Here is a 23,082-nt window from a genome sequence, read left to right as displayed (position 1 = left end):
GGCTCATTTCGTATTAAGTTCGCTTGCACCGCTCAAGATTGCGGTTCCATGACCGATGCAGATTGCAAACCTAAACTGTCCCGGATAGCCGCAATGTTCAATTCGCATTTGAAAAACACCAATAAGGCATTGGAGCGCCGCCTCGCCATGCTTGAGCAAGCAGGGCAAATCCTCAATCTGGAGACAGTTGCCGTTGTGCTGGATGGCACGGGCAAAGTACAGACCGTCAACGCGTTGTTCGAGACGGAGATGAGTTACTCGCAAGCAGAGCTGGTCGGACGCAGTCTGTCCGAACTGAGCCCGCCGGAACTGAGCGGCGACGTTCACCAGAAACGCGCATTGACCGCGATTCGCGATGGCAAGCATTTCAGCGGCACGTTGCGTCTGGTCAGCAAGACCGGGTCGAGGGTGTGGCTGAGAACCATTGTCGTCCCTTATAAAAATGAAACCGGCGGCGTCGAGCAGATCACCCTGTATTCGAGTGTTCTGACGCGAACGATTGAAGCCTCCCGCGAGAACGAGGCGCTGGTCAATGCGCTGCAACGTTCCACCGCCGTTATCGATTTCACCCTCGATGGCATTGTCATCGGCGCCAATGAAAACTTTCTGAGGGCAATGGGTTACGAGTTGAATCAGATAAAGGGCAAACATCACAAGATGTTCTGTCTGCCTGAAGAGTCCACCTCTGAAGCGTATACCCAATTCTGGGAAAGACTGCGCCGGGGTGAATTTATCGTCGATCGTTTTCGCCGGGTTGATAAAGGCGGTCGTGATGTATGGCTGGAGGCGTCTTACAACCCTATTACCGATGCCAACGGCAAACTCTATAAAATTGCCAAGTTCGCAACGGTTATCACTGAACAGGTCGAGCGCGAGAAAGCGGTCGCTGAAGCATCGGAAATGGCTTATCAAACGTCTATCGATACTGACAGCAGCGCACAGCAGGGCCGCAAAGTCATCAAGGACACGCTGCAAATGCTTGGCCAACTGACCATTTCGATGGAAGAGGCCACACGAGGCATCGAAGCACTGGACTCGCAAAGTCAGGTGATTGGAACCATCATTAAAACCATTAGCGGCATCGCCGAACAAACCAACCTGCTCGCGCTGAACGCAGCGATTGAAGCCGCCAGGGCCGGTGAACAGGGCAGGGGGTTTGCGGTAGTGGCCGATGAAGTTCGCCAACTGGCCTCGCGCACGACATAAGCGGCGGAAGAAATTGTAAACGTCGTGAAGACCAACCAGAGCCTGGCTTCAGACGCGGTAAGCGTAATTGTGCGCAGCACCGAACAGGCTTCCGAGGCGCTGGTATTGGCCAACGACGCAGACCGCGTGATTCAGGAAATCCAGCACGGCGCAAACACCGTAGTGCGGGCAGTCAGCCGGTTTGTGGACCAACGCTCCAGTTAAGCGCAAACAGTCGGGTCGACTCAGGGGACACTAAAGGTGTACGGCCCTGAGTCACTCATTGCGCAGGTGAACAGGAAAGAGCGTTTAGCGATATTCGCAGGGGCCACCGGCTTATAGACGTTTTAAATGAGCGTGTTTTATTAAATCCATGGGACAGCACTCGCGCAAGTCACACACTATCGTCATCACGGCCTTACTGCCTCAAGACTGATATCCGGCTACCGATACCCTGTTTATAAGCGTTGCACTCGCCGTCCTTTCGAGCCTCTTTACTATGCCTTTTCTGCGCACCCCACACATGGTTCGTAAGTACCTTTACACGTTGTTGTGGTTTTATGTGTTCTCTATTTTCCTGTTCGCAGTCGCGTGGGAATTCGAACTTGAATCCTTCGCCATGGCCGCGATGGGCTTGCCCTATGATCAGGACTTCGAAAGTGCCGAGCGTTGGCGTTTTGTACTGACTTCGACCGGCTTTGCAGTGCTGTCGATGATCGTTCCGTTCGTTCTTCTGAAACGCCTGATGCAACGACTCCACCGCAGCTACAACGACTTGCTCGAGTCCCAGGCGCTCAGCGAATCTCTGGCCCGTCACGATCCATTGTCCGGTTTGCTCAATCGCCGTGTGTTTCACGAGCAACTGGTTGCGCGCCTGCAGCAGCCAGCGATACAGACCGCGGTCTTCCTGATCGACCTGGATAAATTCAAGTTGATCAACGATACCCACGGGCATGCGGCAGGAGACGCGGCTATTTGCGCCGTTGCTGAAAGCCTGCGCGACGCCACCGTCGGGTGGCAGGCTTCGGTGGCTCGACTGGGTGGCGACGAGTTCGGCCTGGCAGTCAGCGGCGACTTCAGTCACGCCGAACTGGCGCCGCTCGCCGAAAGCATTCTGGCCAAAATCGCAGCATCCAGCGTTGGCTTGCCGGGTGTGGCCTTTAGCGCGACCCTCGGCGTTGCCGTTGCTCCAATGGACGGCTCAGACCCCGACATCTTGCTGCAACGTGCGGACAGCGCCATGTACCGCGGTAAAACCGGTGGCCGAGCGACGTTTCATTTCTATGAAGTCAGCTTCGAACGCGAACAGCGCCTGCAGGAACAGTTCGCGCGGGAACTCACCCTGGCTATCGAAGAGAAAGATATTCAACCGTTCTATCAGCCTATCGTCAGCCTTCCCGAGCAGCGTCTGGCAGGGTTCGAACTGCTTGCGCGATGGCTGCATCCCGAGCGTGGAATCATCCTGCCGCTTGACTTCATACCCGCTGCAGAACAGTTGGGGCTGATCAAGCCACTCACCGCGACCCTTTTGCTTCAAGCCTTCGATCAGGCACGCGATTGGCCTAGCGACTTCACGCTGGCGATCAACGTCACCTCGCTGATGATCGAAAGCCCCGACTTTCCTGACTGGCTGGAACAGTTGGCCAGCGAAGGAGGATTCCCGCTGAGTCGGCTGGAAGTAGAAGTGACGGAAAATGCCCTGGTCGCCAATGTCGACAGTGCCCGCCTGAACCTCGAACGTCTGCGCGCGATGGGCGTGAGCGTCGCTCTAGACGATTTCGGTACCGGCTATTCAGGGCTGTATCACCTGACCAAGCTTGCCATCGACAAGATCAAGATCGACAGATCGTTCTTCGACACGAAACTTGAAAACCAGAACGAGATGGTCAAGGCCATCCTCGCTCTGGGTAAAAGCCTGCGCATGAAAATCACCGCCGAGGGCGTTGAGCACGAACAACTGGCAGACTGGCTGGCCACCCATGAGTGCGACTTTGCCCAGGGCTACCTGTTCGGAAGGCCCTTGCCGTCGGCCCATGTGAGAGAGCTGCTGGCAATGAGGGAGGCTGAGGGGCCGGTCAGGGCCTGAGCCGTGCTGATGGGCCGCTAAAGCGCCCGCCGGAGCGTGATCCGGGTCAATTCCGAAGGTTTGCCAAGACGAATGGCAAACCCTGGCCAGAGTGCAGTGCCGTTGTTGACGTACAGTTGCATCCCGCCCACGTCATAAAGCCCCGACACAAATCCGCCGTTGGCCAGGGCCAGCAGCCGGTGAAGACCGAAGATCATGCCGCCATGGGTATGCCCGGAGAGTTGCAGCGCTACGCCGTGGGTCGCTGTTTCCTCGGCGTTTCTGGGTTGATGGTCGAGCAGGATGATCGGTGTGTCTTTCGCGATACCTGCTATGGCTTTTTGCACGTCTGGGGCGGGAAAGCCGGTTTTGGGTGCCGTGACGTCGGTGACGCCGGCCAGAGCGATGCGTGCACCGTCGTGCTCGATCATCGTGTGGCTGTTGGCGAGAGGGATCATGCCCAGAGAGACGAAGTGCTGCATCCATGCCTGGTTATCGAAAAAGTACTCATGGTTGCCGGGGATAACGTACACGCCGTCCGGCGCACGCAAATCGCGCAGGGCCTCAATATCCTGTTTCCGGTCGCTCAGCGAGCCATCAATAAGATCGCCGGTGATGACGATCAGGTCCACCCCCAGCGCATTGGACTGCTGTACCACCGCCCGGGTCCAGGGCGCGTCGAACAGGCGGCTGATGTGCATGTCGGTCAGTTGCAATACCTTGTAGCCCTCGAATTGTGGGGGCAGGTTTTTAATCGCGATCTGGATGTCTTTCACCGGCGGCACGCGCACGGCCTGCTGGACGCCTATGGCCGCCAGCACCAGGGCCGCCACACCGATGATGTAGCGCAGATTGGCCGGAATGCTCAGCGTCTGCCGGCGTACCAGCATCGTCAGCACTGTGCCGATGTCGACGATGATTTGCAGTACCGCGAGCAACAGGATTGCGCCGAACGCCCAGTTGAACAGCATCACGACGTAGCGTGGAAATTCCGGCGAAAACACGCTGCCGGAAGAAAACCGGCAATACAGATGATATTGCGAGGCAAGGACAAGCAGTACGGCAACGGCGATTTTCGCCGATAACGCCCAAGGCATCGGCCATAGAAAACGGGCGATGACGTACAGGCAGGGCAGGCTGAACATAACGTGAAACATTAACGTGCTCCGTTGACCATATTGATGAGGTGAATAACTGCGTCAAGGGCACGGGCAGTAATGAGTTCGAACTTGTCCTGCTGAACGCCGCCTGTTGCAGCGTGTTGAGGGGCAGGAGTGCTGGAGGTCTGCGTGCCGATGCAGGACTCCTTCGAGAGCAGACCGGTGCCGCCAAGTTTCTTGTAACGCGCGGCGATTGTCGAGCCATGCTTGAACGTAGCTATCACGGCCGCTGGATATCCTTGCGGAACTGCTGCATCTCATGCCTGGCCTCTCGCGGCGTGACCCCGGTCCAGCGCTTGAATGCCCGGCGAAAGTCACGAATATCGCTGAATCCAGTCTCGCTGGCCACGTCGATCAGCTTCGTTTCGCGGTGACTCAGGAGTGACAGTGCCCTTGCCCTGCGCAGTGAATCGATGACGCCTTGATAAGACTGTCCGGCTTCACCCAGGCGCCGTCTCAAGGTGCGCTCGCCTATATTGAGTTGTTGCGCAAGTTCATTGAGCGACGGCGGCGCGCAGAGCCGCTTGCGTATTTCACGTTGCACGGTTTCGACAAGATCAGACGTGCCTTTGTCTTCCCAGTTCGCGCTGTCCAGCAACTCGGCCACTTCGGCTGCGACGAAATCATCACGCGTGACTAATGGCGTTTCCAGCCACCGGGCGTCGAACTCGATCAGATTATGCGCACCGGCGAACACTACCGGACAGCGGAACACTTCCCTGTACCGATGCGCGTGTTCGGGCTCCGGGTATTCGAGTTCGACCCGGCTGGGAACCAGATCATGACGACCACTCAGGTGACGAACGATCGCCATCTCGCTGGCGAATGCCTCTTCCAGATAGAAACCGATTACATCGGGGTCAAAGAACTGCGGCACGATATACGTCAGGCAGCGTCCCTCGTGAAACTCCATACGATGGGAGAGCAGGGCGCCGGTGTGTTTCTGATAACGGATCGCCAGATTGAGCGCATCGCCCAGCGTCGGGCTGGCTTGCATGCCCAGCCCGACAATACCCCATGAGACTGCCGTCTGGCGCTCGCCGACCGACAAGCCCAAGCCACCATCACCCAGCTCGGAGATGGTCCGCCGCACCAGCAGGTTGCTTTGCCGATGCGACAGCAAATAGCCTGATTTTTTCAAGTCATCGGGGGCGAAACCCAGGCCACGGCACAGCCACTGGGTATTGACGCCACGCTCGGTCGCGTACTGCAGGAGCATGCGTGATACCTGCGGTGGGGCAGAGGCTTCGGAGAACAGTGGGTCGGCAATGAGTTTCATGTTGATCCGGACCTTTCACATGCAGGTATTTTTGTTCTATCGAGTCACAGCATGCCTGAAAAAACAGTTGAAACATCCCTCGGGTCGCTCATTTTTCACCGGCCTGAAGTGCCTGTCGAACAAGTCCGTTATCACCCCCTTTAACGTCCATGCATCCCCTGCTTGCGCTACGACTCCTTGGCTAACTTAGGGTTCTCGCTGTAGAACCCGAGGAACACAAAGTGAGCAACGACAACAAGATCCACGATTGCGCCGACGCGGTATGCATTATCGGAAGCGGGCCTGGCGGGCTTTGTATGGCCAGGGCACTCAAGCGCCAGGGACTCGATTACGAGCAGTTCGAGCGACACAGCGAAGTGGGTGGTGTCTGGGATATCAATAACCCCGGAACGCCGATGTACCAGTCGGCGCACTTTATCTCCTCGCGCGATCAGTCAGGCTTCATCGACTACCCCATGCCCGCGCACTTTCCCGACTACCCGAGCAATCGCCAGATTTTCGAGTACGTTCGCTCCTTCGCGAGGGCGTTCGACCTGTACGGCAACATCCGCTTCAACACCGCCGTCGAGGATGTCGAAAAGGAAGAAAACGGACGCTGGCTGGTGACACTGGCCAACGGTGAACGACGCCGCTATCGCGCAGTAGTGTGCGCCACTGGATGCAACTGGGACCCGAACATGCCCGAGGTGAAAGGTCAGTTCGAAGGCACCATCAGGCACTCGGTAACCTACAAGCATGCCGACGAATTCAAGGGCAAACGGGTGATGGTCATCGGTGCGGGCAACTCCGGTGCAGATATCGCCTGTGACGCCGCCAGGCATGCGGATAAAGCCTTTATCAGCATGCGCCGCGGCTATCACTTCATCCCCAAGCATCTGTTCGGCATGCCGGTTGATGAGTTCGGTGAAAAGGGGCCACAACTTCCCATGTGGCTCGCGCGTCCGATTTTTCAGGCGATTCTGCGCGTGATCAATGGCGACACACGCCGTTTTGGCTTGCCCAGACCTGACCACAGGCTGTTTGAAAGCCACCCGTTGCTCAATACCCAGTTGCTGCACTGTTTGCAGCACGGTGATATTCAGGTCAAACCGGATGTCTCGCACTATGAGGGGCAGCACGTGGTGTTCAAGGATGGCACGCGCGAGGCGCTGGATCTGGTGCTTTATGCCACCGGTTATAAATGGAGCTGCAAATACGCCGCGAACTATTTCGAGTGGAAGGGCGGCCGGCCCCGTTTGTACCTGTCGATTTTCAGTCGCGAGCACTACAACCTGTTTGGCATCGGGTACGTTGAAACCAACTCCAGTGCCTACAAACTGTTCGACAGCGAGGCCCACGCAGTGGCCTGTTACTTGCGCGACCAATTGCAGCAGAAAACCAGGGCTGGTCAATTTGATCGGTTGATTGCGTCTGACGACCCGGATCTTTCCGGGGGCATCCAGTTCGTCAAATCCCAACGTCATGAGGTGTACCTGGAGGCTCATGCGCTCAAGAAATACTTGCGCAAGCTGTCTCATGAGTTGGGCTGGCCAGTGGTCGAGGAAGGCTACTACAGCAGCCTGCGTAAAGGCGCCGGATATGTGGCTGCGCCGCTGCACCCGCAACCGGCCACCCTTCAGGAGACGTGCTCATGAAAACGGTTGTCCTGATCACCGGTGCGGCCGGTGGCATAGGCCAGGCAATCTGCGCCCAACTGATCCGCCGGGGGATGCAGCTGGTCATGGCGGATATCGATGAAAAACAGTTGCGTTCGCTGGCAGAAAAACTCGGCGAAGACGCTCATCCCTATGTGGTTGATCTGACCGATCAGCAAAGCCTCGCTCAGTTGATGGCTTATATAGAAGCAGAGTTTGGCCGACTGGACGTGCTGATCAATAATGCCGCCATCGCGGTGGTCGAGGCGTTCGATACACGCTCGGTGGACAGCATCAGCCGAGAGCTGAATATCAATCTCGTTGCACCCTTGATTCTCACGCGTCTCGCCATCCCATTGCTAAAGCGCTCGGCCGACGCCCGGATCATATCCACGGTTTCGCTGGGCGGTGTATTTCCCACGCCGGAATCTCCCATCTATTGCGCCAGCAAGTTCGGCCTGCGTGGTGCGATGCTGTCGATCGGGCTGGATCTGGCAGAGAAGGGCATCAAGGTCGGCTCGATCCTGCCCACTGCGACAGACACACAAATGTTGCGCAAGGAAGCCATCGAAGGCGGCAATGCCTTGCAGTTCATCGCGCCGCCGCAGTCGCCGGATGATGTCGCACGTCAGGTGTTGCTGATGCTCGACAAGCCCTGCCTGGAGCGAACACCGAAACCCAGCGAATCCTGGGCGTCCAGTCTGGCGATGCTGTTCCCCAATCTGTTGCCACGAGCCATCCGCCTGCTGCAAAAACGTGGCGAAAAGGGCATGCAGAAATACATCGAATCGCTGGGCGAGCGAGGTCTGGCGCACCAGGTGGAGGGCGTCTGGCGTTTGAAGCAGTAAACCTGACGTTGAGCCGGTGGCGCGTTTTTTGTCCTGGGCAACGCGGCGAATACCAAGGGTTTCATGGCTATCCGTTTTCAGCTAACGGATAATGCGGCGAGTTCGAGGTTCATGCTGCAATCTGCCGCACAGGAGTTAATGATGGTCAAAACGCGTCCACGTCCCGCCGTGAATGGAGTCGCATCAGCGGATAGGGTGCTCACCGTTCTGTCTTCGTTTCAGATAGGGGACTCGGCCTTGAGCCTTGTGGAACTGGTCGAGCGCACCGGCCTGATCAAAAGCACGATCATGCGTCTGATGGTCTCCCTGGAAACCTATGGCTTTGTCAATCGCCTTGCAGACGGCCGCTATATGCTCGCGAGCGAGGTCATGCGCCTTAATGCGGTGTACCAGGATGCCCTGGATCTTGAGCGGCATGTGTTGCCAAGGCTGCACAAACTGACGGGGGAAACCGGCGAGACGGCCTCTTTCTATGTGAAACACGGCGCCTATCGGTTGTGCCAGTACCGCGTAAATTCTCCTCACCGGCTGCGATTGCATATGCAGCCCGGGGACATGCGCCCCATGGACGGTGCGGCGAGTGCCGAAGCATTACGTACCCCGTATGCCCGTGCAAAGGATGGGCTGGAGCCTTTTTACTCGAGCGGTGCGACCGATCCGCATGCTGCCTCGATGGCGTTGCCCATTTTTGGCCCGCTTCATGAAAACATCGGAGCGTTGGTGCTTTCGGGCCCGGCCATGCGGCTGACCGCTGACTATGCAAAAGCGATCCGCTCTATCTTCATCGAGGTGGCTGACGACCTGACGCGCAGCCTTGGAGGGAAAAGCTTCGGCGAGGAGAAGGGCGCACACCGCGCCCCGGTGGTCGACGAAGCGGTCTGAGTCAGACATGCCCACTTCCAGAAACAGCCGATTTGAAGCGCTGCGCCAGGCAGCGTTTCAAATCGTTATTGCCGCGCCTCAGCTGACCTCTACAGATTTGGCGTCCTCAAGCGCTTCACGCTTGCGGCTTCTGCCCATGACAAGCACGGCGATTGCACCGGCCGTGCACAGCGCCGCCAGAGGCAGCAGAGCAATCGCATAACTTCCCGTGGCCTGATGGATGGCGCCATAAGCGTTGACCATGATCCCGCCTCCGATCAGATTCGCCAGGGCGCCGATGGCTGCCAGTCCGGCGGCGGCCGTACTGCTCGAAAGCCAGTTGGACACCAGTGCCCAGAACGGACCTTTCATTGAGTAGGCGCCGATGAGCACCATGGTCAGCATCACGACAGTTGCGGGCAGAGAGGACGTGACCAGTGCCAGCAGCAGACCCGCAGTGATCAAAAACAAGGTGGCGGAGGTGTGCCAGCGACGTTCATTGCTGCGGTCCGAACTGCGCCCCCAGATGATCATCGCAACCGATGCAATGCCGTAGGGAATGGCATTGACGAAGCCGATCTCCAGATTGCTCAGGCCAAAGCTTTTCAACAGCTGGGGTGCCCACACGCTCATGGTGCTGCCTGCCGCAGACGCGCCTGAATAGATAAGCGCCATGACCCATATGTCCTTGTGCTTGAGCAGCTTCCATAGCGAGATATGGCCGATGTTGGTCTTGAGCTTGCGCTCTTCATCCAGTTTGTCGACCAGCCAGGTGCGTTGTTCATCATCCAGCCAACGAGCCTGAGCCGGGCGATCGGTCAGAATGAAAAGGCAGGCGATTCCCAGCAGTACGGCGGGGATACCCTCAAGAATGAACAGCCAGTGCCAGCCCCTCATGCCCATCCAGCCGTCCAGGGTCAGCAGGTAGCCCGAAAGCGGTGAGCCTAGAAAGTTTGCACCTGGAATAGCGACCATAAAGATCGCCACCATGCGTGCGCGATAGGCCGACGGCAGCCAGTAAGTCATGTAAAGCAGCACGCCCGGGAAGAAACCCGCCTCGGCAGCACCCAGCAGAAAGCGCATGACGTACAGCGAGTTGGCGCCCTGCACAAAAGCCGTCCCTGCGGAAATGATCCCCCAGGTGATCATGATGCGTGCAATCCAGATGCGCGCGCCGAATTTCTGCAGGGCCAGGTTGCTCGGCACCTCGACCAGAAAGTACGAGACAAAGAACAGGCTGCTCGCGAAACCGAAGATCGCCGGGCTAAGGCCCAGGTCATGATTCATCTGCAGCGACGCCATGCCGATATTGCCACGGTCGATGATCGCGATCAGGTAACAAAGGATAAGGAAGGGAAGCAGTCGCCATGCAACTCGGCGCATGGTGGTGCGTTCGAGTTCGGTGACCGGTTGAGTCGGTTGGGTGCGGGCCATGGTGCTCTCCTGTGCTTATTTTTGTGGAGAAACGGTAGATGTTCGCCCCGCCATGTCGGTAGCGGGGCAAAAGCTGGATCAGCCATCGAGCAATTGGCGATTCACGACGCAGCGGGGGTCAAGCGCGTCGCCGTCCCACACTTTGACGATCTGTTGAACAGCCAGCAGCCCGACGCGATCACGGGATTCGGTGGTATTGGCACCCGTATGCGGGGTGGCAACAAGATTCGGCAGTTGCCACAGCGGACTGTCGGCAGAAGGCGGCTCCGGATTGAACGTGTCCAGTCCCGCGCCTGCGATTCTGTTGGTTTGCAGCGCCTGAACAAGCGCCGGGGTATCGACCAGTTCGCCACGGGCAGTATTGATCAGGATGCAGTTGGAGCGCATGCGGTTCAGTTGCGCGGTACCGATCAGGTTGCGGTTTTCGTCGGTCAGCGGGCAATGCAGACTGATGATATCGCTGGATTCGATGAGGCGGTCAAAATCGGTTTCGCGCTCGACGTGTGGACGTTCGGGTAGCGTTTTGAGGTAAGGGTCGAACACCTTGACCTTCATCTGCAAAGGCGCAACCAGATCCATCAGGATGCTGCCGATCGCCCCAAGGCCAACCAGCCCCAATGTCTTGCCAAACAGCTCGATACCGTTGGCGGTGGCCTTGTCCCAATGTCCCTGGCGTGTACGTGCATCCAGCCAGGCAATTTGCCGAGCCACGCTGAACATGAGTGCAAAAGCATGTTCGGCTACCGATTGCGCATTCGCCCCGAGGGCGATCATGACAGGAACACCTCTCTCTGCCGCCGCCTGAATATCGATGGTGTCGTAGCCGACCCCGTGCTTGGCGACCGCCTTGAGCCTGGACGACGCTTCGATCATTTCGCGCGTCAGCTTGCCTTGCCTGACGATGATCGCGTCGGGCTGCACATCGCGGATAAGCGCGGTGAGTTCTTCAGCCGGCAGGTAGGGGGTGGTGGGGAAAATCTGAATGCCCAGATCATTCGCATAGCTCATCGCGTCGTGTGCCAGGGCGGGGCCTGTCAGCAAAATCTTGCGGGTCATGGATGCGTACCTTGTTCTTATTTGCGTTCGCGTTTGGTGTGCGGCCGGGCATCAGTTTCAACCCGATGCCCGAACACTACCATAATGAAATGCCATTTCACTATATAGATTTTTATCGATGTAAAAAGGTGCGTGAATTCTTTTTTACCTCTTGATTGATCCAAAATGAAATGTGATTCTGAAAATAGAAAAACCCAGCCTTTCGGCGGCAACCCATAATTTCAAGAGAGAAATGCCCCATGACGATTGGATTCCGAGTCCTCGAAGCAGCCCGTAAAGTCAGCGCCGAGTGGGTGTCACGCTATCGCGACGTCCCCGTAGCAAACGTCAGCGATTCGATGAATCGAATGACTGCAGGCGGCGCTCGCCTGCGGCCGATGCACCGTGAAGGTGTGCTGGCAGGACCCGCACTGACCGTGAAAGCCCGGCCCGGTGACAACCTCATGCTCCATTACGCCATTGATATCGCCGAGCCTGGCGATGTGATCGTGGTGGATGCGGGGGGAGATCTGAGCAACGCGCTCATCGGCGAGATGATGGTGGCTTATGCAGTGAAGCGTGGCGTGGCAGGCATCGTCATCAACGGCGCGATTCGGGATGCAGGGAGCATTGCTGCCGGAACATTCCCGATGTTCGCAGCGGGCATTTCCCACCGTGGCCCCTACAAGGACGGACCGGGTGAGATCAACGTGGCCATTGCGATCGACGGGATGGTGATCGAACCGGGTGATCTGGTCATAGGCGATGAGGATGGCTTGCTGTGCGTACCCTACGAGCATGTCGCCGACGTCTATGATCGCGCCTCAGCCAAGCACCACGCCGAACAACAGCAACTGGAACAGATCGCCAGAGGAGAAAACGATCGCTCCTGGGTCCTGGAATCCTTGAAGAAAAAAGGGTGCCTGCTACCACAGTAACTCGGTGTCCCTGGCGTGAGCACGGCCGTGGCGCAACGCTGCGCCGTGTCGTCACGCCCGTGCCAGGCAGCTGAAAATGGCGGCCGGGGTGTGAGTGCCGGACTTGATGCTCAGCGCTGAGCAGGTATCGTGTAGGCGACACGTTGAAAAACACGCGGCTCTAACAGGGCCACACGATATTGTTCAAGGCGCGATACAGCGACCTCTTCGCGCTGACGGCACAAGGATTATTTTCATGAAAGCTTTTCAGATCGGATCTCAACAAGGCCTGGACGCTCTGACCGCGACCACGCGGCCCGAGCCGATCGCCGGGCCGGGGCAGGCCATCGTCGCGCCGCGCCTGGTGAGCCTCATCAGCCGGGATGTGCAAATCCTGCGTGGCACCTACGGCCCCAAACAGTTATCGGAACGTATTCCCATGTCCGAAGGCGTGGGTGAAGTCATCGCGGTAGGTGAGGGCGTCAGCCAGGTCAAACCGGGCGACCGGGTCATCTGCGGCCACTTTCCCAATTGGCTGCAAGGCGAATTTCACACCAGCGTGTTCGCCCACGATGTGGGTGTTACCCATGACGGCTGGCTGGCTGAAAAGGTCGTACTGCCCGCTGCTGCCTTGATTCACGTACCGGACGCATTGGCTGACAAGGACGTCGCCGCGCTGGCATCTGCAGGCCTGACCGCCTGGAACGCGCTGATGGAGGTGTGCAAGGTCAAGCCAGGTGAACTCGTCCTGTGCCTGGGAACCGGCGGAGTGGCGCTGGCCGCATTGAAACTGGCCAGGCTTCACGGCGCTCGTGTGGCGATCACCTCATCAAGTGACGAGAAGCTGGATATCGCGCGTCAGCTTGGCGCCGATATCACGATCAACTACCGCACGCATCCGGATTGGGCCGCGCAAGTCATGGCACTCAGTGATAACGCCGGTGCCGACATCATTATCGAGACCGGGGGCCAGGACACTCTGGGTCAATCGATCGCGGCGGCTGCCGTCAACGGACGTATTGCCGTGATAGGCGTGACGCCAGGTCAGCACTCGCCGATTCCCGACTACCTGTCGCTGATCCTCAAAAACGTCACAATCAGAGGCATTGCCAATGGCAGCCGCGAGATGTTTGTCGACCTTGTTCGGGCCATCGAGGCCAATGGAATTGAAACGGTAGTCGCGAAAACATTCAAATTCGCCGACGCCCCCGAAGCCTACGCGTATTTCGCCGCTGCACAGCACATCGGCAAGGTATTGATCGAGTTTGATCAGGGCTGAGGCACGGGCGGCATATTGAAGGTATAGCGAAAGGCTTACACGTGCCGGGGTGGATCAGCCCTGTACGGCATGTTCGCGAAGTAGCAATCTATACCCATCAACCGTTGCGCAGGAAGCGCTTCGGAGGTCAAGGATGATCACCATTGCCGGGATGGCTGCTGACAGGATGTTGGAATGGTATTGATAGAAAAACGACCCGCTTCGGCGGGTTTTTTTATGGGCGCAAGAAAGGGGGCGATGCGCACATGTCTGAACAGAATAGTCAGTTACCCCAGGATTTGATCTTTCAACCTATGCGCTGATGATCTACGGCCTGCCCCGGATGGCGCGGCGGTCGCGGTCGAGACGGCTATCAACCGATCTACAGACCGTACCGCTGCATGGTGAGAAAATCCCTGAACGTGTAACAACAATAAAACGACCCTCTGCTCAGACAGCCGCCTGGAACATCTCTACCGGGATGGGATGCTGAACGCGCTGCTCGGCATGCAGCCAACGAAGTAACGCACTGCGACCGGCAATGCCCATTTTTACCGCCGCACGCTTGAAGTAGCTTTCCACCGTGCTGACTTTCAGATCAAGCCTTTCCGCCAGCTGAGGCACCGTGAGACCGGCCAGTAGCCCGACGCACACTTCGGTTTCGCGCGAAGACAAGCTCAGCGCCGATGCCTCGAGGCGACCAAGGAAACGCTGGCGCAGGCCCTCCATGGCATCTTTGTTTTTCAGGCTTTTTGCGACAAGAGAAGGGTTTGTCGAAACAAGAGTAGGCGTCACGGTCGCGATGTGCTGCTTTACGATGGGCAGTACCACCCAGGACAGATCCTTGAGCCGGGCGCGCTCCTGACTGGTGAATGCCTTGGCAGAGGGTGATCGATAAACCGACAGTACATATTGCCCTTTGCCCGGGTAGGCGAGGTGTACCTGTGGAAGAGATGCATGAGGGTGCAGATCACCTGTCTTCTCCTGCGCGTTGTACGCGGGGGACTCAAACCTGATGGATCTGTCGACACGTGTATCTGCCAGCTCTGTCGGGCTCAACATAACGGGCTCAAGGCGTCTGCTATCGATACCCGGGTTGAGCACTTGGTGCAGGTTTCCACCAAATGCACCAACAGCATGAGGGCCGGCAACTTCACTTGTAGATCGACCGAGCCCCTGAATGACATGGGTAGCGTCCACGGGCAGCGAGGCGGTAATCATCTCGTGGAGCAAGCGGGCGAACTGACGACTTCCGATACCGGAGATCACTTTGCCGAGATGCGGGAAAAGCTGTTGCATGTTCATCGGGGTTCCTTTTTCCGTTTATAAAGAGACACGCCAAGGCGCAGCCTTGATTCAGCATATGAATAAGTAACTGTTTCGTAGTGCTTCGAATCCTGCGGTCAAACAGGTTATATGTAGACCGTCATACAACATTCAGGGGGACTGAACAGTTGGCTGAAAGTTAAGCGGTAACGGCGCCCGGAAGCTTGCAATAATAAAAAGTCAATCATGTTACGAGCCGCGAGAACGCTAACCATCAGCAATGCACTCTTTAACAGTGGTAACTTTTTTATCGATTTTTATTGAGTCTTATGTACCGTGGGCGGAGCGGGGAAATACGAATCACTCTGGATAACTGGAGAATGGACTGATGACAGTCGCCGCACCGTGTGCAGCGGGCGTGTAAAAGCATCCAGTAACGTTGGCATGACGATCAACTCCTATCCCTATCCATGTTGTCAACGTACGCGCACGGGGCGTGGCGATACGGGTCGTGCAGCACCGCTTTGTTTATATTAAGGTGATCATATGGATCACGAGGAACTTGAACAAAGTCCAGCTGACCGTTAAGACCGAATACTAACCATATAGTTCATCTTTCACGCCTGAATTGCAATGAAAAAAGTTTAATCAAAGAGCGCGCTCACATGACAAGGCCTATAACGCCGGGTTGTCGTTCCAGGCAGTATCACTGGATATGCTGCGCAGCCGAGAAACGCAGGAGGCTCCGGTCGGTTGTGTCTTACTGGTTATCGGGCTGGATAGCAAGTGAATAAGTACTCGCTGGCACGTTAGTACACAGTAAGTGTGCATAACAACACCCGTCATCCAGGACCGCTTGTTTTTAATCTATTTTCTGATGGCTTCTCTACAGGTATCTTATAATTCTATTCGCTGCACAACCACAGACTCACTCGGTTTAGCCGATGGATGGCCGGTTGGCTGACGGTGCAGCACGGGCAGCATCGCCGAGCACCTGGTGCAGATTGACGCCTGCCGTCCGCCCGGTGAGATGATCGAACGGATAACAACGCGCAGCGGCGCGGTATGGGCTCAGGCTGTTTGAGAGACGCCTGTCATCCACTTGACCAAGCCGTGTCGCCCCCTCACGCCAAGCTTTGCTCCGGCGCGCTTGAGGTAGGTCTCGATGGAGCTGTTCTTGACGTGCAGCTTGTCGGCCAGTTCTGGAACCGTAGCGCCAGCCAATATGCCAAGGCATATTTCTTTTTCCCGCGATGACAACCGGACCTCCGATTGGCTCAGCTTTTCGTTGAATTCACGTTGAAGCTGCTGGCCGCCCTGTGTAACGGCCTCGTTGTCAGCATGCGCAGAGCATAAGGTGCGGGTTGTCTGGGCATGTCGCTCCAGCAGGGGCAGCAGGGCCTCTGAGAAATTCTTCAAAAAGGATAATTCGTGAAGGGAAAAATCACGCTGGTGATGATCGCGGTGCAAGGAAATGACACAGCGCCTGTTCGACTTGCGCGACACGAGATTGCAGTGATACGTACCTGACGGACCAGAACTCGCCTGTCCAATACTGCAGAGTGGTTTCAGATGAACGAGCAGAAAGTCGTCCACATTGAGCATTCGCGCGAGCAGCGTCTCCTGGTTCTGCGAGACCGTCAGACTCATCGGTTTCTGATCTGCGTTTTCTCGCCCCAAGGGCTGGATGCTGATAACGCTTCCTTCGTTCTCGTCGATCGTCCATTCACTCAGGTCGAGGAAGTCGATGGGGACAGTGGCGGCTATGATCTGGTACATGTTCGAAGCGAATCCTGCATCACCCACGCTTGCGATTAACTTTCCCAGCTCCAGAAAATAGGCCGACTGATTTCCCGACATTTGTAGATTGGCTTCCATTACACATTCGCCCCCATGGCGTTAGTCTCCAGACGAACCAAAAGCAACCTCGCATACAGGGCAGCCCTCTCAATGGCTAGCAATGAGAATAATGTCAGATTGTAGGACAATATTACTAGCGTATTAAGGAATGTACACATTGGGGCTATTCCCAGTCTGTCGGGGAAAAGGGGGACAAACGTCTCGCTACACGTCAGTTCATCACGTCCAACAGTGTTTGATAGCTTCCGGGAACACCATGAGGGGTATTCCGTGCCATGTCTCAGAATAAAGGATCTTTTTTAGTGGCCGCTTTCTTCGGAAAATGGCCATGCTGTAACTAGCTAGGTGTGACTTTATAACGAAAAATCTCGCGAGCCAGTTGCCTCTAAAATAAGGTTCTTTACAGCGTCGAATGCATTGCCACCGGCGTCATTGCAGTGTGCTCAAAAAATATTTCGCTTTTGCGTTTCAGGCACGGCGAGTGGTCGGCCCCTTCCGCAGTGCCATACCCGGAACCCCGTATACAGCACTCGACAACGTCTCCGCGAAAATGTCCCGGAATGCGGGGACAGACGCACACCGGCCCTGATGTTTCCATTAGTGCATGGCTGCAGGATGAACGCCTCCCTCGCAGTGCAGTTGTAGTGGCGAAACAGAGATTCTCATGTACGCCCTTTATTCCAGTATCGAGCAGTTGATTCATCCGAGATCAGTGACGCCCATTGAGCGGGGAATACAGTGAGCATTGTCGGCTTTTTCCGGAAATTGAATTTCCGCAAAGTCCTTGTGAGGATCGTCTTGATCGATCTAATGGTCTCGCTGGCTGCCTATGCCTTCTACAGGGGCGCCAGTGGGGAAGAGGAGACTGTTTTTCTCTCCGCTGCAGCGGAAGTTGCGGACATTGAATACGCCGTCACGGCACAAGGCGTGCTCCAGGGTCGTAATCAGGTGGACGTAGGGGCCCAGGTTTCAGGGCAATTGCAGTCCCTGAAAGTCAAGCCAGGTGACAAGGTCAAAAGAAACCAGCTGTTAGCAGAGATCGATCCATTGCCCGCCAGAAATGCTCTGCGGCAGGCCGTTGTCAGGATCGAACAGCTCACGGCCGAGCGGGACGCGACGCTGCATAAATTGAAACTGGCCGAGTCGAATGATCGCAGATACCAGGCACTGGGCTCCACGACAGCGGTTTCCAAAGCGGATCAGGACAAGGCCCGATTCGAGCTGGAGTCCCAACGCGCCAACCTGGCTTCGCTCACCGCACAATTACACACGGCCCACGTGAAGGAAGAAGCCGCACGCATCAAACTCGACTACACACGCATCTTCGCGCCAATGGATGGCCAGGTGCTCGCCATTGTCACTCAGGAAGGCCAGACCGTCATCGCAGACCAAACGGCACCGGTCATTCTGAAGATGGCGCAACTCGACACCATGACCGTGAAGGCGCAGGTTTCCGAAGCCGATGTGCTCAAGATCAAACCCGGTCTTGCGGTTTACTTCAGCGTCCCGGGCGATCCTGACACGCGCTATAACGCCACCCTCAAGGCGATCGAGCCGGGCCCCCTGGCTGCTGCAAGCCAGTCCGGCGCAACAGGCGAAAACAGCAAAGCTGTCTTCTACAACGCTCTTTTCGATGTGCCCAACCTTGAGAATCGCTTCTATATCAACATGACCGCTGACGTCAGAATTGTGCTTGAGGCGAAGGAGGGCGTGTTGACGATTCCCGTGGACGCGCTTGGTGATCGGCGGGAGGACGGTACTTACAGCGTAAGAGTTCTGGGTGAAGGCAACGTGGTCAGGACAGCTTACGTAGGGCCGGGTATCAATAATCAGGTCAGGGTCGAAGTCCTTTCCGGGCTCAAAGCCGGCGACAGGGTTGTCATCGGAGAGCGGGGCGGTGTGGAAGGTGTCTGAGGGTATGGCTAAAAGGTGCTGGACAATAAGACATCAAGGGCCGTTGTAAGCGGATGTCAGATCGCTAACGGGCACGTTGCAAGCGACTGATGAATGAAGTGGGCGTACGTTCAGAAACAAGGTCAACAGTAGATTAACAATCGATGCCAGCTTCAGGGCATTCCTGAAGGTATAAGCGTTTGCCCATGCGCCAGTCGTTTTCATATTTGAAAACCAGGCAAATTGGAAAACACATCTGTTTGGGAGTAGAGGGCATGGCCATGTATTACGTTGCAATTGCAATGCTCACCGTGCTGCTGGTGCCAGGGCCGACCAATTCACTGCTGCTGCAGTCCGGGATCAGTCGTGGGCTGGGCATATATTCGCTGAAGCTGGTCGCTGCTGAATGGGCGGCTTATCTGATTCAGATTACTGCGTGGGGTATGTCCATCGATGCATTGATCGAACACTACGGTTGGGTGGTGATTACGATCAAGGTGCTGGCCGTGCTGTTTCTGTTCTACATCTCCCTGAAACTGTGGTTTTCGATTCATCAGGAGCCCGATGGAAAGCCCTCTCCGATTTCGATCCCGGCGTTGTTTTTCGCGACACTCAATAATCCTAAAGGACTGTTCTTCGCTACGCTAATAGCCCCCTCCGGAACGTTTTTACACCTGGATAGTTATTTGTCGTTCATGGCCATTTTTTCGCTGGTCGTTATTCCTGTCGGAGTGGCGTGGACTGCGCTGGGGGCGTTTTTCGGCCGAAAACTACCCTCGAGAATATCGGGCAATCGAATCAACCGGTTTGTTTCAGTGGTCATCGGACTGTTCGCGGTGATGACGTTGTATAACGTGGCCGCAACAGCGATCTTCGCCTGACCCCACAGACCCTGGCAGTGGCCCGCTCATACACCCTGTCTTTAATATGTACCTGACGTTGATTGTGCTTATGCGGTTAATAAATATTGGAATCTTCACGTGAGCTATCGTGACATCGTGCTCAGTGAGGAAGAAGAAATCGAGTTGAACCAGCGCCTGAAATCAGTCACGACAAGTCCCAGAGAAGCCCGACGGGCGCAGGTGATTCTGCTCGCTGCAAAAGGGCATTCTCGTAACGAGACTGCCAGGTTGACCGGGCTATCGGTGGTTTCGGTCACCCGCTGGTGCAAGCGTTTTCGCGAGCTGCGTCTGCAAGGCCTGGTGGATCTGCCTGGAAGAGGCCGCAAGTCATCCCTGCCAGCCGAAGCGTTGAAAAAAACCCTCGATCAAGTCACTCAGCCGTGTATCGGCCAAGCTCGCTGGAGCTGTCGAAGCATGGCGAAATTCGTCGGTATATCGCCGGCCAGCGTCCAGCGCATATGGGCCGCCAACAACATAAGGCCACACCTGGCAAACGTAGCAAAACTGCGCAGCGATTCGGACGTCGAAGAGAAATGCAGCAAGGGTGGCGAGGGCATATCCGAAACGCCCGGATAAGGCGTTGATGTTCTGTTGTGGCCAGCCAAGCCGGGGGCGGACTCTGCAGCTTGCACAGCCAGAGCGTTATTGCGCAGGAGCAACTGATCAAGCCCCTATCTCAATGTCGTTTACTGCACTGGATTGCCTCCGGGTCGCATGCTCAGCGCCATTGAGTGCCCGTATCAGCCATGGCTGCAATCCCTTAACTGAATACCGACGCGCAAGTGGTTCCTGATGCGACGCGACCCGCTAAGCCGGGTTGCTCTCAGCCATGATTGGGCATTGGCTCGCGGCGCGCACGGATCAGATCACGCGGCGAATAAAAGCCCTGCACCAGGCGATTCTTTGACCGGTACTCGCACATCACCAGCAGAGTGTCCGGGAGAGGGATGATCGCGGGTTCATGCTTGACCACCATGATTTTGCCGCCCGAGCGAAGGCGTACATGTGCTCCAGATTCGAATGTGCCCATCTTCAGTTCCTCACAAGGGTTTTGATGTACGCTCCGTCCAGCCGCCGCCTAGCGCCTTGTAGAGATTGACTTCGGCGGTCAGCTGCGACAGTCGGTCGGTGATCAGGGTTTGTTGAGCGCTGAATAAAGAGCGTTGCGCATCGAGGAATGTCAGGCTGCTGTCGACGCCAATGCGGTAGCGGCGTTCGGCAAGGCGGTAATACTCCTGGTTTGCCTGTACAAGATCGCTCTGCGCCTTCAACTGACGCTTGTAGGTCTGACGCGCAGCCAGACCATCGGATACCTCCTGAAAGGCGGTCTGTATCGATTTTTCGTACTTTGAAACGCTTATATCTTTCTGGATCTTCGAATAATCAAGGCTCGCCCGCAGGCTTCCGGCGTTGAAAATCGGGATATTGATCTGCGGTGAAAACACCCAGCCTCCCGAGCCACCTTTAAACAGGCCGGACAGCTCGGTGCTGGATGTACCGGCGTTGGCCGTCAGGGTAATGCTCGGGAAAAATGCCGCTCGCGCAGCACCGATGCTGGCGTTGGCCGACTGCAACTGGTATTCGGCTTCAAGAATGTCCGGGCGTCGTTGCAGCAGGTCAGAAGGCAGTCCCGCCGGCACTTCGGCGAGCCAGTCCGAAGACAACGGGCGATCGGGCGCGCTGTCAGAGACCGTCGTGCCCACCAGTGAAGTCAGATTATTGAGGTCCTGTGCGACCTGGCGCTGAAACGTCGCCAGACTTGCCCGTGCGCTCTCCACCGATGTGCGCGACTGGGCCAGGTCCAGTGACGAAGAAGCGCCGAGTTGCTGGCTGCGAGTGGTCAGCTTCAGGCTTTTTTCATAGGACATCAGTGTGTCCTGGGTCAACGCCAGTAGCTCTTGGTCGGCACGCCAGGTCAGGTAGGCGGTGGCGACACTCGCTACCAGGCTGAGTTGGGTGCTGCGCCGGGCTTCTTCGCTGGACAAATAGGTGAGCGAGGCCTGATCGCTGAGGCTGCGTATGCGTCCGAACAAATCCAGCTCGTAGGAGCTGATACCCAGCGTCGCCGAATAAGTACCGCTGGTCACCGGACCGCCGGTCTGCGTGATACTGGCGGGCTGGCGCTGCCGGGTACCGCTGCCCGTGGCGCTGATCGCGGGAAACAGATCGGCACGCTGAATGCGGTATTGCGCTTGATAGGCCTCGACGTTAAGCGCTGCCACGCGCAGGTCACGATTGTTGAGCAGGGCGCTTTCGATAAGCTGTTGCAGTGTCGGGTCGCGGAACAGGTCACGCCAGCCCATGTCCGCCGCCAGCGGACCAGGCAGTGCTGGCGCATAGGCTGAAGATTGTGGGTAGTGTGCGGCGACCGGGGCTGCCGGGCGCTGATAGTCCGGAATCAATGAGCAGCCGCTCAAGGACAGTGCAGCAAACAGCCAGGGGCCAATGGATCTGTTCATTCTGCGCCTATCATCCATTTGGCCAGTCCATGTCGACCGCTGATGCCCAGCTTGGCGGCGGAACGTTTGAGGTAGGTTTCGATGGAGCTGCTTTTGACGCAGAGTTTTTCTGCGATCTCAGGGACTGTGCCGCCCGCGAGAAATTCCAGACAGGCCTCCTTTTCCCGTGCCGAGAGCGAGACGTCGCAGGCACGCAAGCGTTCGTTGAACTCGCGTTGCAGGTACTTGTGCTCAATGGGAACCGAACCATGCGGCAGCGTGCCGCCAGCGCTTTTCCTACCGGACTGGCGATGCATGCGGGCATGCCGTTCCGACAACGGCAACAGGGTCTCCGAGAGGTACTTCAAAAAAGACAGTTCTTGCAGCGAGTAATCCTTGTCGGCTTGCGGGCGGTGCAGTGAGATCACACAACGGCGATTGGCCTTGCGCGAAATCATGCTGCACTGGTGGGAAGTCCCGAGAACGTCATTGCCCTTCTGGTTTTTCATCCGTGCGTTCAGGTGAATCAGCAGGCCGTCTTCCACCTCCAGCACCCGCCTGACCAGTGGGTGGTCGTTGTGGTGCCTGGCACGGGTCGGACACACTGTTTGCATCTGCGGATTCAACTCAGTGCCTGCATAGCCCAGCAACCGCACGTCGGTCACCACCGTTTGATTGTCGTCAACGGTCCACTCGCTCAGCTCGATTCGGCTGACAGCCAGCGATGTGTTGATGAACTGGTGCATATTATTCAGGAACATGTCATCCCCGACGCTGGACACCAGCTTTCCGAGTTCCAGATAAATGTGCGGTTTCACTTCATCTTTGGCGTTCGCTTGTCGGTTCATATGTCTATTCCTGCAGAACAGAAGCTGCGTGCAATTCTGTCGCCCAGACTGTGAATTCCGTCTTGCGGATGCTCAGCGCTTTCGCACTGCAACATCACTCGAATCCGGTATCACGCGTAAGCGTCTTCACAAAAAACGATTCAGCTCTAGGCTCCAATTAAGCTGAGTTGCGCAGGAAAAGTCTGTCACGGGATACCGG

Annotated in this window: 18 protein-coding genes and 2 pseudogenes; 10 read left to right on the top strand and 10 right to left on the bottom strand. The window is 56.7% G+C overall.

The window, feature by feature from the left end; all coding sequences use genetic code 11:
- Positions 1-48 precede the first annotated feature (48 nt).
- Together JOE33_RS25960 and JOE33_RS01165 are read left to right on the top strand one after the other, a co-directional pair.
- Positions 49-1,410: pseudogene (locus JOE33_RS25960) on the top strand (PAS domain-containing methyl-accepting chemotaxis protein).
- Positions 1,411-1,684: 274 nt separating this feature from the next.
- Positions 1,685-3,271 carry an EAL domain-containing protein gene (locus JOE33_RS01165; RefSeq protein ID WP_187626025.1) on the top strand — a complete coding sequence of 529 codons (1,587 nt, stop codon included), beginning with the start codon at positions 1,685-1,687 and terminating at the stop codon, positions 3,269-3,271.
- Between the two features lie 17 nt (positions 3,272-3,288).
- Here the strand turns inward: JOE33_RS01165 and JOE33_RS01160 are convergent, their stop codons facing one another.
- From JOE33_RS01160 to JOE33_RS01150, 3 genes are read right to left on the bottom strand one after another with little or no spacing between them, the layout of a single operon-like run.
- Complete coding sequence (locus JOE33_RS01160) at positions 3,289-4,407, bottom strand: metallophosphoesterase (RefSeq protein ID WP_187626024.1); 1,119 nt, start codon at positions 4,405-4,407, stop codon at positions 3,289-3,291.
- A complete protein-coding gene (locus JOE33_RS01155) occupies positions 4,407-4,634 on the bottom strand; it encodes a hypothetical protein (RefSeq protein WP_010429160.1) in 228 nt (75 codons plus the stop codon). The genes JOE33_RS01160 and JOE33_RS01155 overlap by 1 nt, the downstream gene beginning before the upstream one ends.
- Positions 4,631-5,689: an AraC family transcriptional regulator gene (locus JOE33_RS01150; protein WP_010429158.1), complete on the bottom strand. Its 1,059-nt coding sequence runs from the start codon at positions 5,687-5,689 to the stop codon at positions 4,631-4,633. Before JOE33_RS01150 ends, JOE33_RS01155 begins: the two co-directional genes overlap by 4 nt.
- 221 nt (positions 5,690-5,910) lie before the next feature.
- Here JOE33_RS01150 and JOE33_RS01145 point away from each other — a divergent pair, with 221 nt between their 5' ends.
- The 3 genes from JOE33_RS01145 to JOE33_RS01135 all read left to right on the top strand — a co-directional run bounded on the left by JOE33_RS01145 (position 5,911) and on the right by JOE33_RS01135 (position 9,053).
- The gene (locus tag JOE33_RS01145) at positions 5,911-7,323 is read left to right on the top strand and encodes an NAD(P)-binding domain-containing protein (protein ID WP_010429156.1); all 1,413 of its coding nucleotides are present in this window, start codon (positions 5,911-5,913) and stop codon (positions 7,321-7,323) included.
- Positions 7,320-8,171: an SDR family oxidoreductase gene (locus JOE33_RS01140; RefSeq protein ID WP_054994093.1), complete on the top strand. Its 852-nt coding sequence runs from the start codon at positions 7,320-7,322 to the stop codon at positions 8,169-8,171. The genes JOE33_RS01145 and JOE33_RS01140 overlap by 4 nt, the downstream gene beginning before the upstream one ends.
- Positions 8,172-8,312: 141 nt before the next feature.
- Positions 8,313-9,053: a helix-turn-helix domain-containing protein gene (locus JOE33_RS01135; RefSeq protein ID WP_096102113.1), complete on the top strand. Its 741-nt coding sequence runs from the start codon at positions 8,313-8,315 to the stop codon at positions 9,051-9,053.
- A 78-nt stretch (positions 9,054-9,131) separates the two neighbouring features.
- Here the strand turns inward: JOE33_RS01135 and JOE33_RS01130 are convergent, their stop codons facing one another.
- Both JOE33_RS01130 and JOE33_RS01125 read right to left on the bottom strand, forming a co-directional pair.
- Positions 9,132-10,466 carry an MFS transporter gene (locus JOE33_RS01130; protein ID WP_010429150.1) on the bottom strand — a complete coding sequence of 445 codons (1,335 nt, stop codon included), beginning with the start codon at positions 10,464-10,466 and terminating at the stop codon, positions 9,132-9,134.
- A gap of 78 nt (positions 10,467-10,544) precedes the next feature.
- On the bottom strand, positions 10,545-11,522 hold the full coding sequence (locus JOE33_RS01125) for a hydroxyacid dehydrogenase (RefSeq protein ID WP_187626023.1): 978 nt from the start codon (positions 11,520-11,522) through the stop codon (positions 10,545-10,547).
- 239 nt (positions 11,523-11,761) lie between these two features.
- Between JOE33_RS01125 and JOE33_RS01120 the strand changes: the two genes are divergently transcribed.
- Together JOE33_RS01120 and JOE33_RS01115 are read left to right on the top strand one after the other, a co-directional pair.
- Positions 11,762-12,439: an RraA family protein gene (locus JOE33_RS01120; RefSeq protein ID WP_187626022.1), complete on the top strand. Its 678-nt coding sequence runs from the start codon at positions 11,762-11,764 to the stop codon at positions 12,437-12,439.
- Between the two features lie 235 nt (positions 12,440-12,674).
- Entirely contained in the window at positions 12,675-13,697 is a 1,023-nt protein-coding gene (locus JOE33_RS01115; protein ID WP_010437035.1) for an NAD(P)-dependent alcohol dehydrogenase, read from the top strand.
- Positions 13,698-14,126: 429 nt separating this feature from the next.
- Here JOE33_RS01115 and JOE33_RS01110 read toward each other — a convergent pair whose 3' ends face one another.
- Together JOE33_RS01110 and JOE33_RS01105 are read right to left on the bottom strand one after the other, a co-directional pair.
- Positions 14,127-14,981, bottom strand: a complete 855-nt coding sequence (locus JOE33_RS01110) for a helix-turn-helix transcriptional regulator (RefSeq protein ID WP_010437032.1) — start codon at positions 14,979-14,981, stop codon at positions 14,127-14,129.
- Positions 14,982-16,013: 1,032 nt separating this feature from the next.
- Complete coding sequence (locus JOE33_RS01105) at positions 16,014-16,820, bottom strand: helix-turn-helix transcriptional regulator (RefSeq protein ID WP_074594417.1); 807 nt, start codon at positions 16,818-16,820, stop codon at positions 16,014-16,016.
- Between the two features lie 720 nt (positions 16,821-17,540).
- Between JOE33_RS01105 and JOE33_RS01100 the strand changes: the two genes are divergently transcribed.
- From JOE33_RS01100 to JOE33_RS01090, 3 genes and pseudogenes are all read left to right on the top strand, one after another.
- On the top strand, positions 17,541-18,716 hold the full coding sequence (locus JOE33_RS01100) for an efflux RND transporter periplasmic adaptor subunit (RefSeq protein ID WP_187626021.1): 1,176 nt from the start codon (positions 17,541-17,543) through the stop codon (positions 18,714-18,716).
- A gap of 254 nt (positions 18,717-18,970) precedes the next feature.
- Positions 18,971-19,576 (top strand): LysE family transporter, encoded by a 606-nt coding sequence (locus JOE33_RS01095; RefSeq protein ID WP_187626020.1) that lies wholly within the window; start codon positions 18,971-18,973, stop codon positions 19,574-19,576.
- 99 nt (positions 19,577-19,675) lie between these two features.
- Positions 19,676-20,222 (top strand): annotated as a pseudogene (locus tag JOE33_RS01090) (helix-turn-helix domain-containing protein); the annotation flags it as partial.
- A gap of 198 nt (positions 20,223-20,420) precedes the next feature.
- On the opposite strand, the gene JOE33_RS01085 reads toward JOE33_RS01090, so the two are convergent.
- From JOE33_RS01085 to JOE33_RS01075, 3 genes are read right to left on the bottom strand one after another with little or no spacing between them, the layout of a single operon-like run.
- Entirely contained in the window at positions 20,421-20,627 is a 207-nt protein-coding gene (locus JOE33_RS01085; protein WP_010437018.1) for a hypothetical protein, read from the bottom strand.
- A gap of 10 nt (positions 20,628-20,637) precedes the next feature.
- A complete protein-coding gene (locus JOE33_RS01080; protein ID WP_143482039.1) occupies positions 20,638-22,056 on the bottom strand; it encodes an AdeC/AdeK/OprM family multidrug efflux complex outer membrane factor in 1,419 nt (472 codons plus the stop codon).
- Positions 22,053-22,883 (bottom strand): helix-turn-helix transcriptional regulator, encoded by an 831-nt coding sequence (locus tag JOE33_RS01075; RefSeq protein WP_010437015.1) that lies wholly within the window; start codon positions 22,881-22,883, stop codon positions 22,053-22,055. Before JOE33_RS01075 ends, JOE33_RS01080 begins: the two co-directional genes overlap by 4 nt.
- Positions 22,884-23,082 lie beyond the last annotated feature (199 nt).

The sequence above is a fragment of the Pseudomonas sp. PvP027 genome, from assembly GCF_017833005.1.
GTDB lineage: Bacteria > Pseudomonadota > Gammaproteobacteria > Pseudomonadales > Pseudomonadaceae > Aquipseudomonas > Aquipseudomonas congelans.
This window is presented reverse-complemented; position numbering and strand designations above follow the sequence as displayed.

Excerpts from the sequence above, each read along its gene's own strand:
- JOE33_RS01165 (WP_187626025.1), top strand. The coding sequence starts at position 1,685 with ATGCCTTTTCTGCGCACCCCACACATGGTTCGTAAGTACCTTTACACG.
- JOE33_RS01160 (WP_187626024.1), bottom strand. The coding sequence starts at position 4,407 with ATGTTTCACGTTATGTTCAGCCTGCCCTGCCTGTACGTCATCGCCCGT.
- JOE33_RS01150 (WP_010429158.1), bottom strand. The coding sequence starts at position 5,689 with ATGAAACTCATTGCCGACCCACTGTTCTCCGAAGCCTCTGCCCCACCG.
- JOE33_RS01140 (WP_054994093.1), top strand. The coding sequence starts at position 7,320 with ATGAAAACGGTTGTCCTGATCACCGGTGCGGCCGGTGGCATAGGCCAG.
- JOE33_RS01135 (WP_096102113.1), top strand. The coding sequence starts at position 8,313 with ATGGTCAAAACGCGTCCACGTCCCGCCGTGAATGGAGTCGCATCAGCG.
- JOE33_RS01130 (WP_010429150.1), bottom strand. The coding sequence starts at position 10,466 with ATGGCCCGCACCCAACCGACTCAACCGGTCACCGAACTCGAACGCACC.
- JOE33_RS01125 (WP_187626023.1), bottom strand. The coding sequence starts at position 11,522 with ATGACCCGCAAGATTTTGCTGACAGGCCCCGCCCTGGCACACGACGCG.
- JOE33_RS01120 (WP_187626022.1), top strand. The coding sequence starts at position 11,762 with ATGACGATTGGATTCCGAGTCCTCGAAGCAGCCCGTAAAGTCAGCGCC.
- JOE33_RS01115 (WP_010437035.1), top strand. The coding sequence starts at position 12,675 with ATGAAAGCTTTTCAGATCGGATCTCAACAAGGCCTGGACGCTCTGACC.
- JOE33_RS01110 (WP_010437032.1), bottom strand. The coding sequence starts at position 14,981 with ATGAACATGCAACAGCTTTTCCCGCATCTCGGCAAAGTGATCTCCGGT.
- JOE33_RS01105 (WP_074594417.1), bottom strand. The coding sequence starts at position 16,820 with ATGGAAGCCAATCTACAAATGTCGGGAAATCAGTCGGCCTATTTTCTG.
- JOE33_RS01095 (WP_187626020.1), top strand. The coding sequence starts at position 18,971 with ATGGCCATGTATTACGTTGCAATTGCAATGCTCACCGTGCTGCTGGTG.
- JOE33_RS01085 (WP_010437018.1), bottom strand. The coding sequence starts at position 20,627 with ATGGGCACATTCGAATCTGGAGCACATGTACGCCTTCGCTCGGGCGGC.
- JOE33_RS01080 (WP_143482039.1), bottom strand. The coding sequence starts at position 22,056 with ATGAACAGATCCATTGGCCCCTGGCTGTTTGCTGCACTGTCCTTGAGC.
- JOE33_RS01075 (WP_010437015.1), bottom strand. The coding sequence starts at position 22,883 with ATGAACCGACAAGCGAACGCCAAAGATGAAGTGAAACCGCACATTTAT.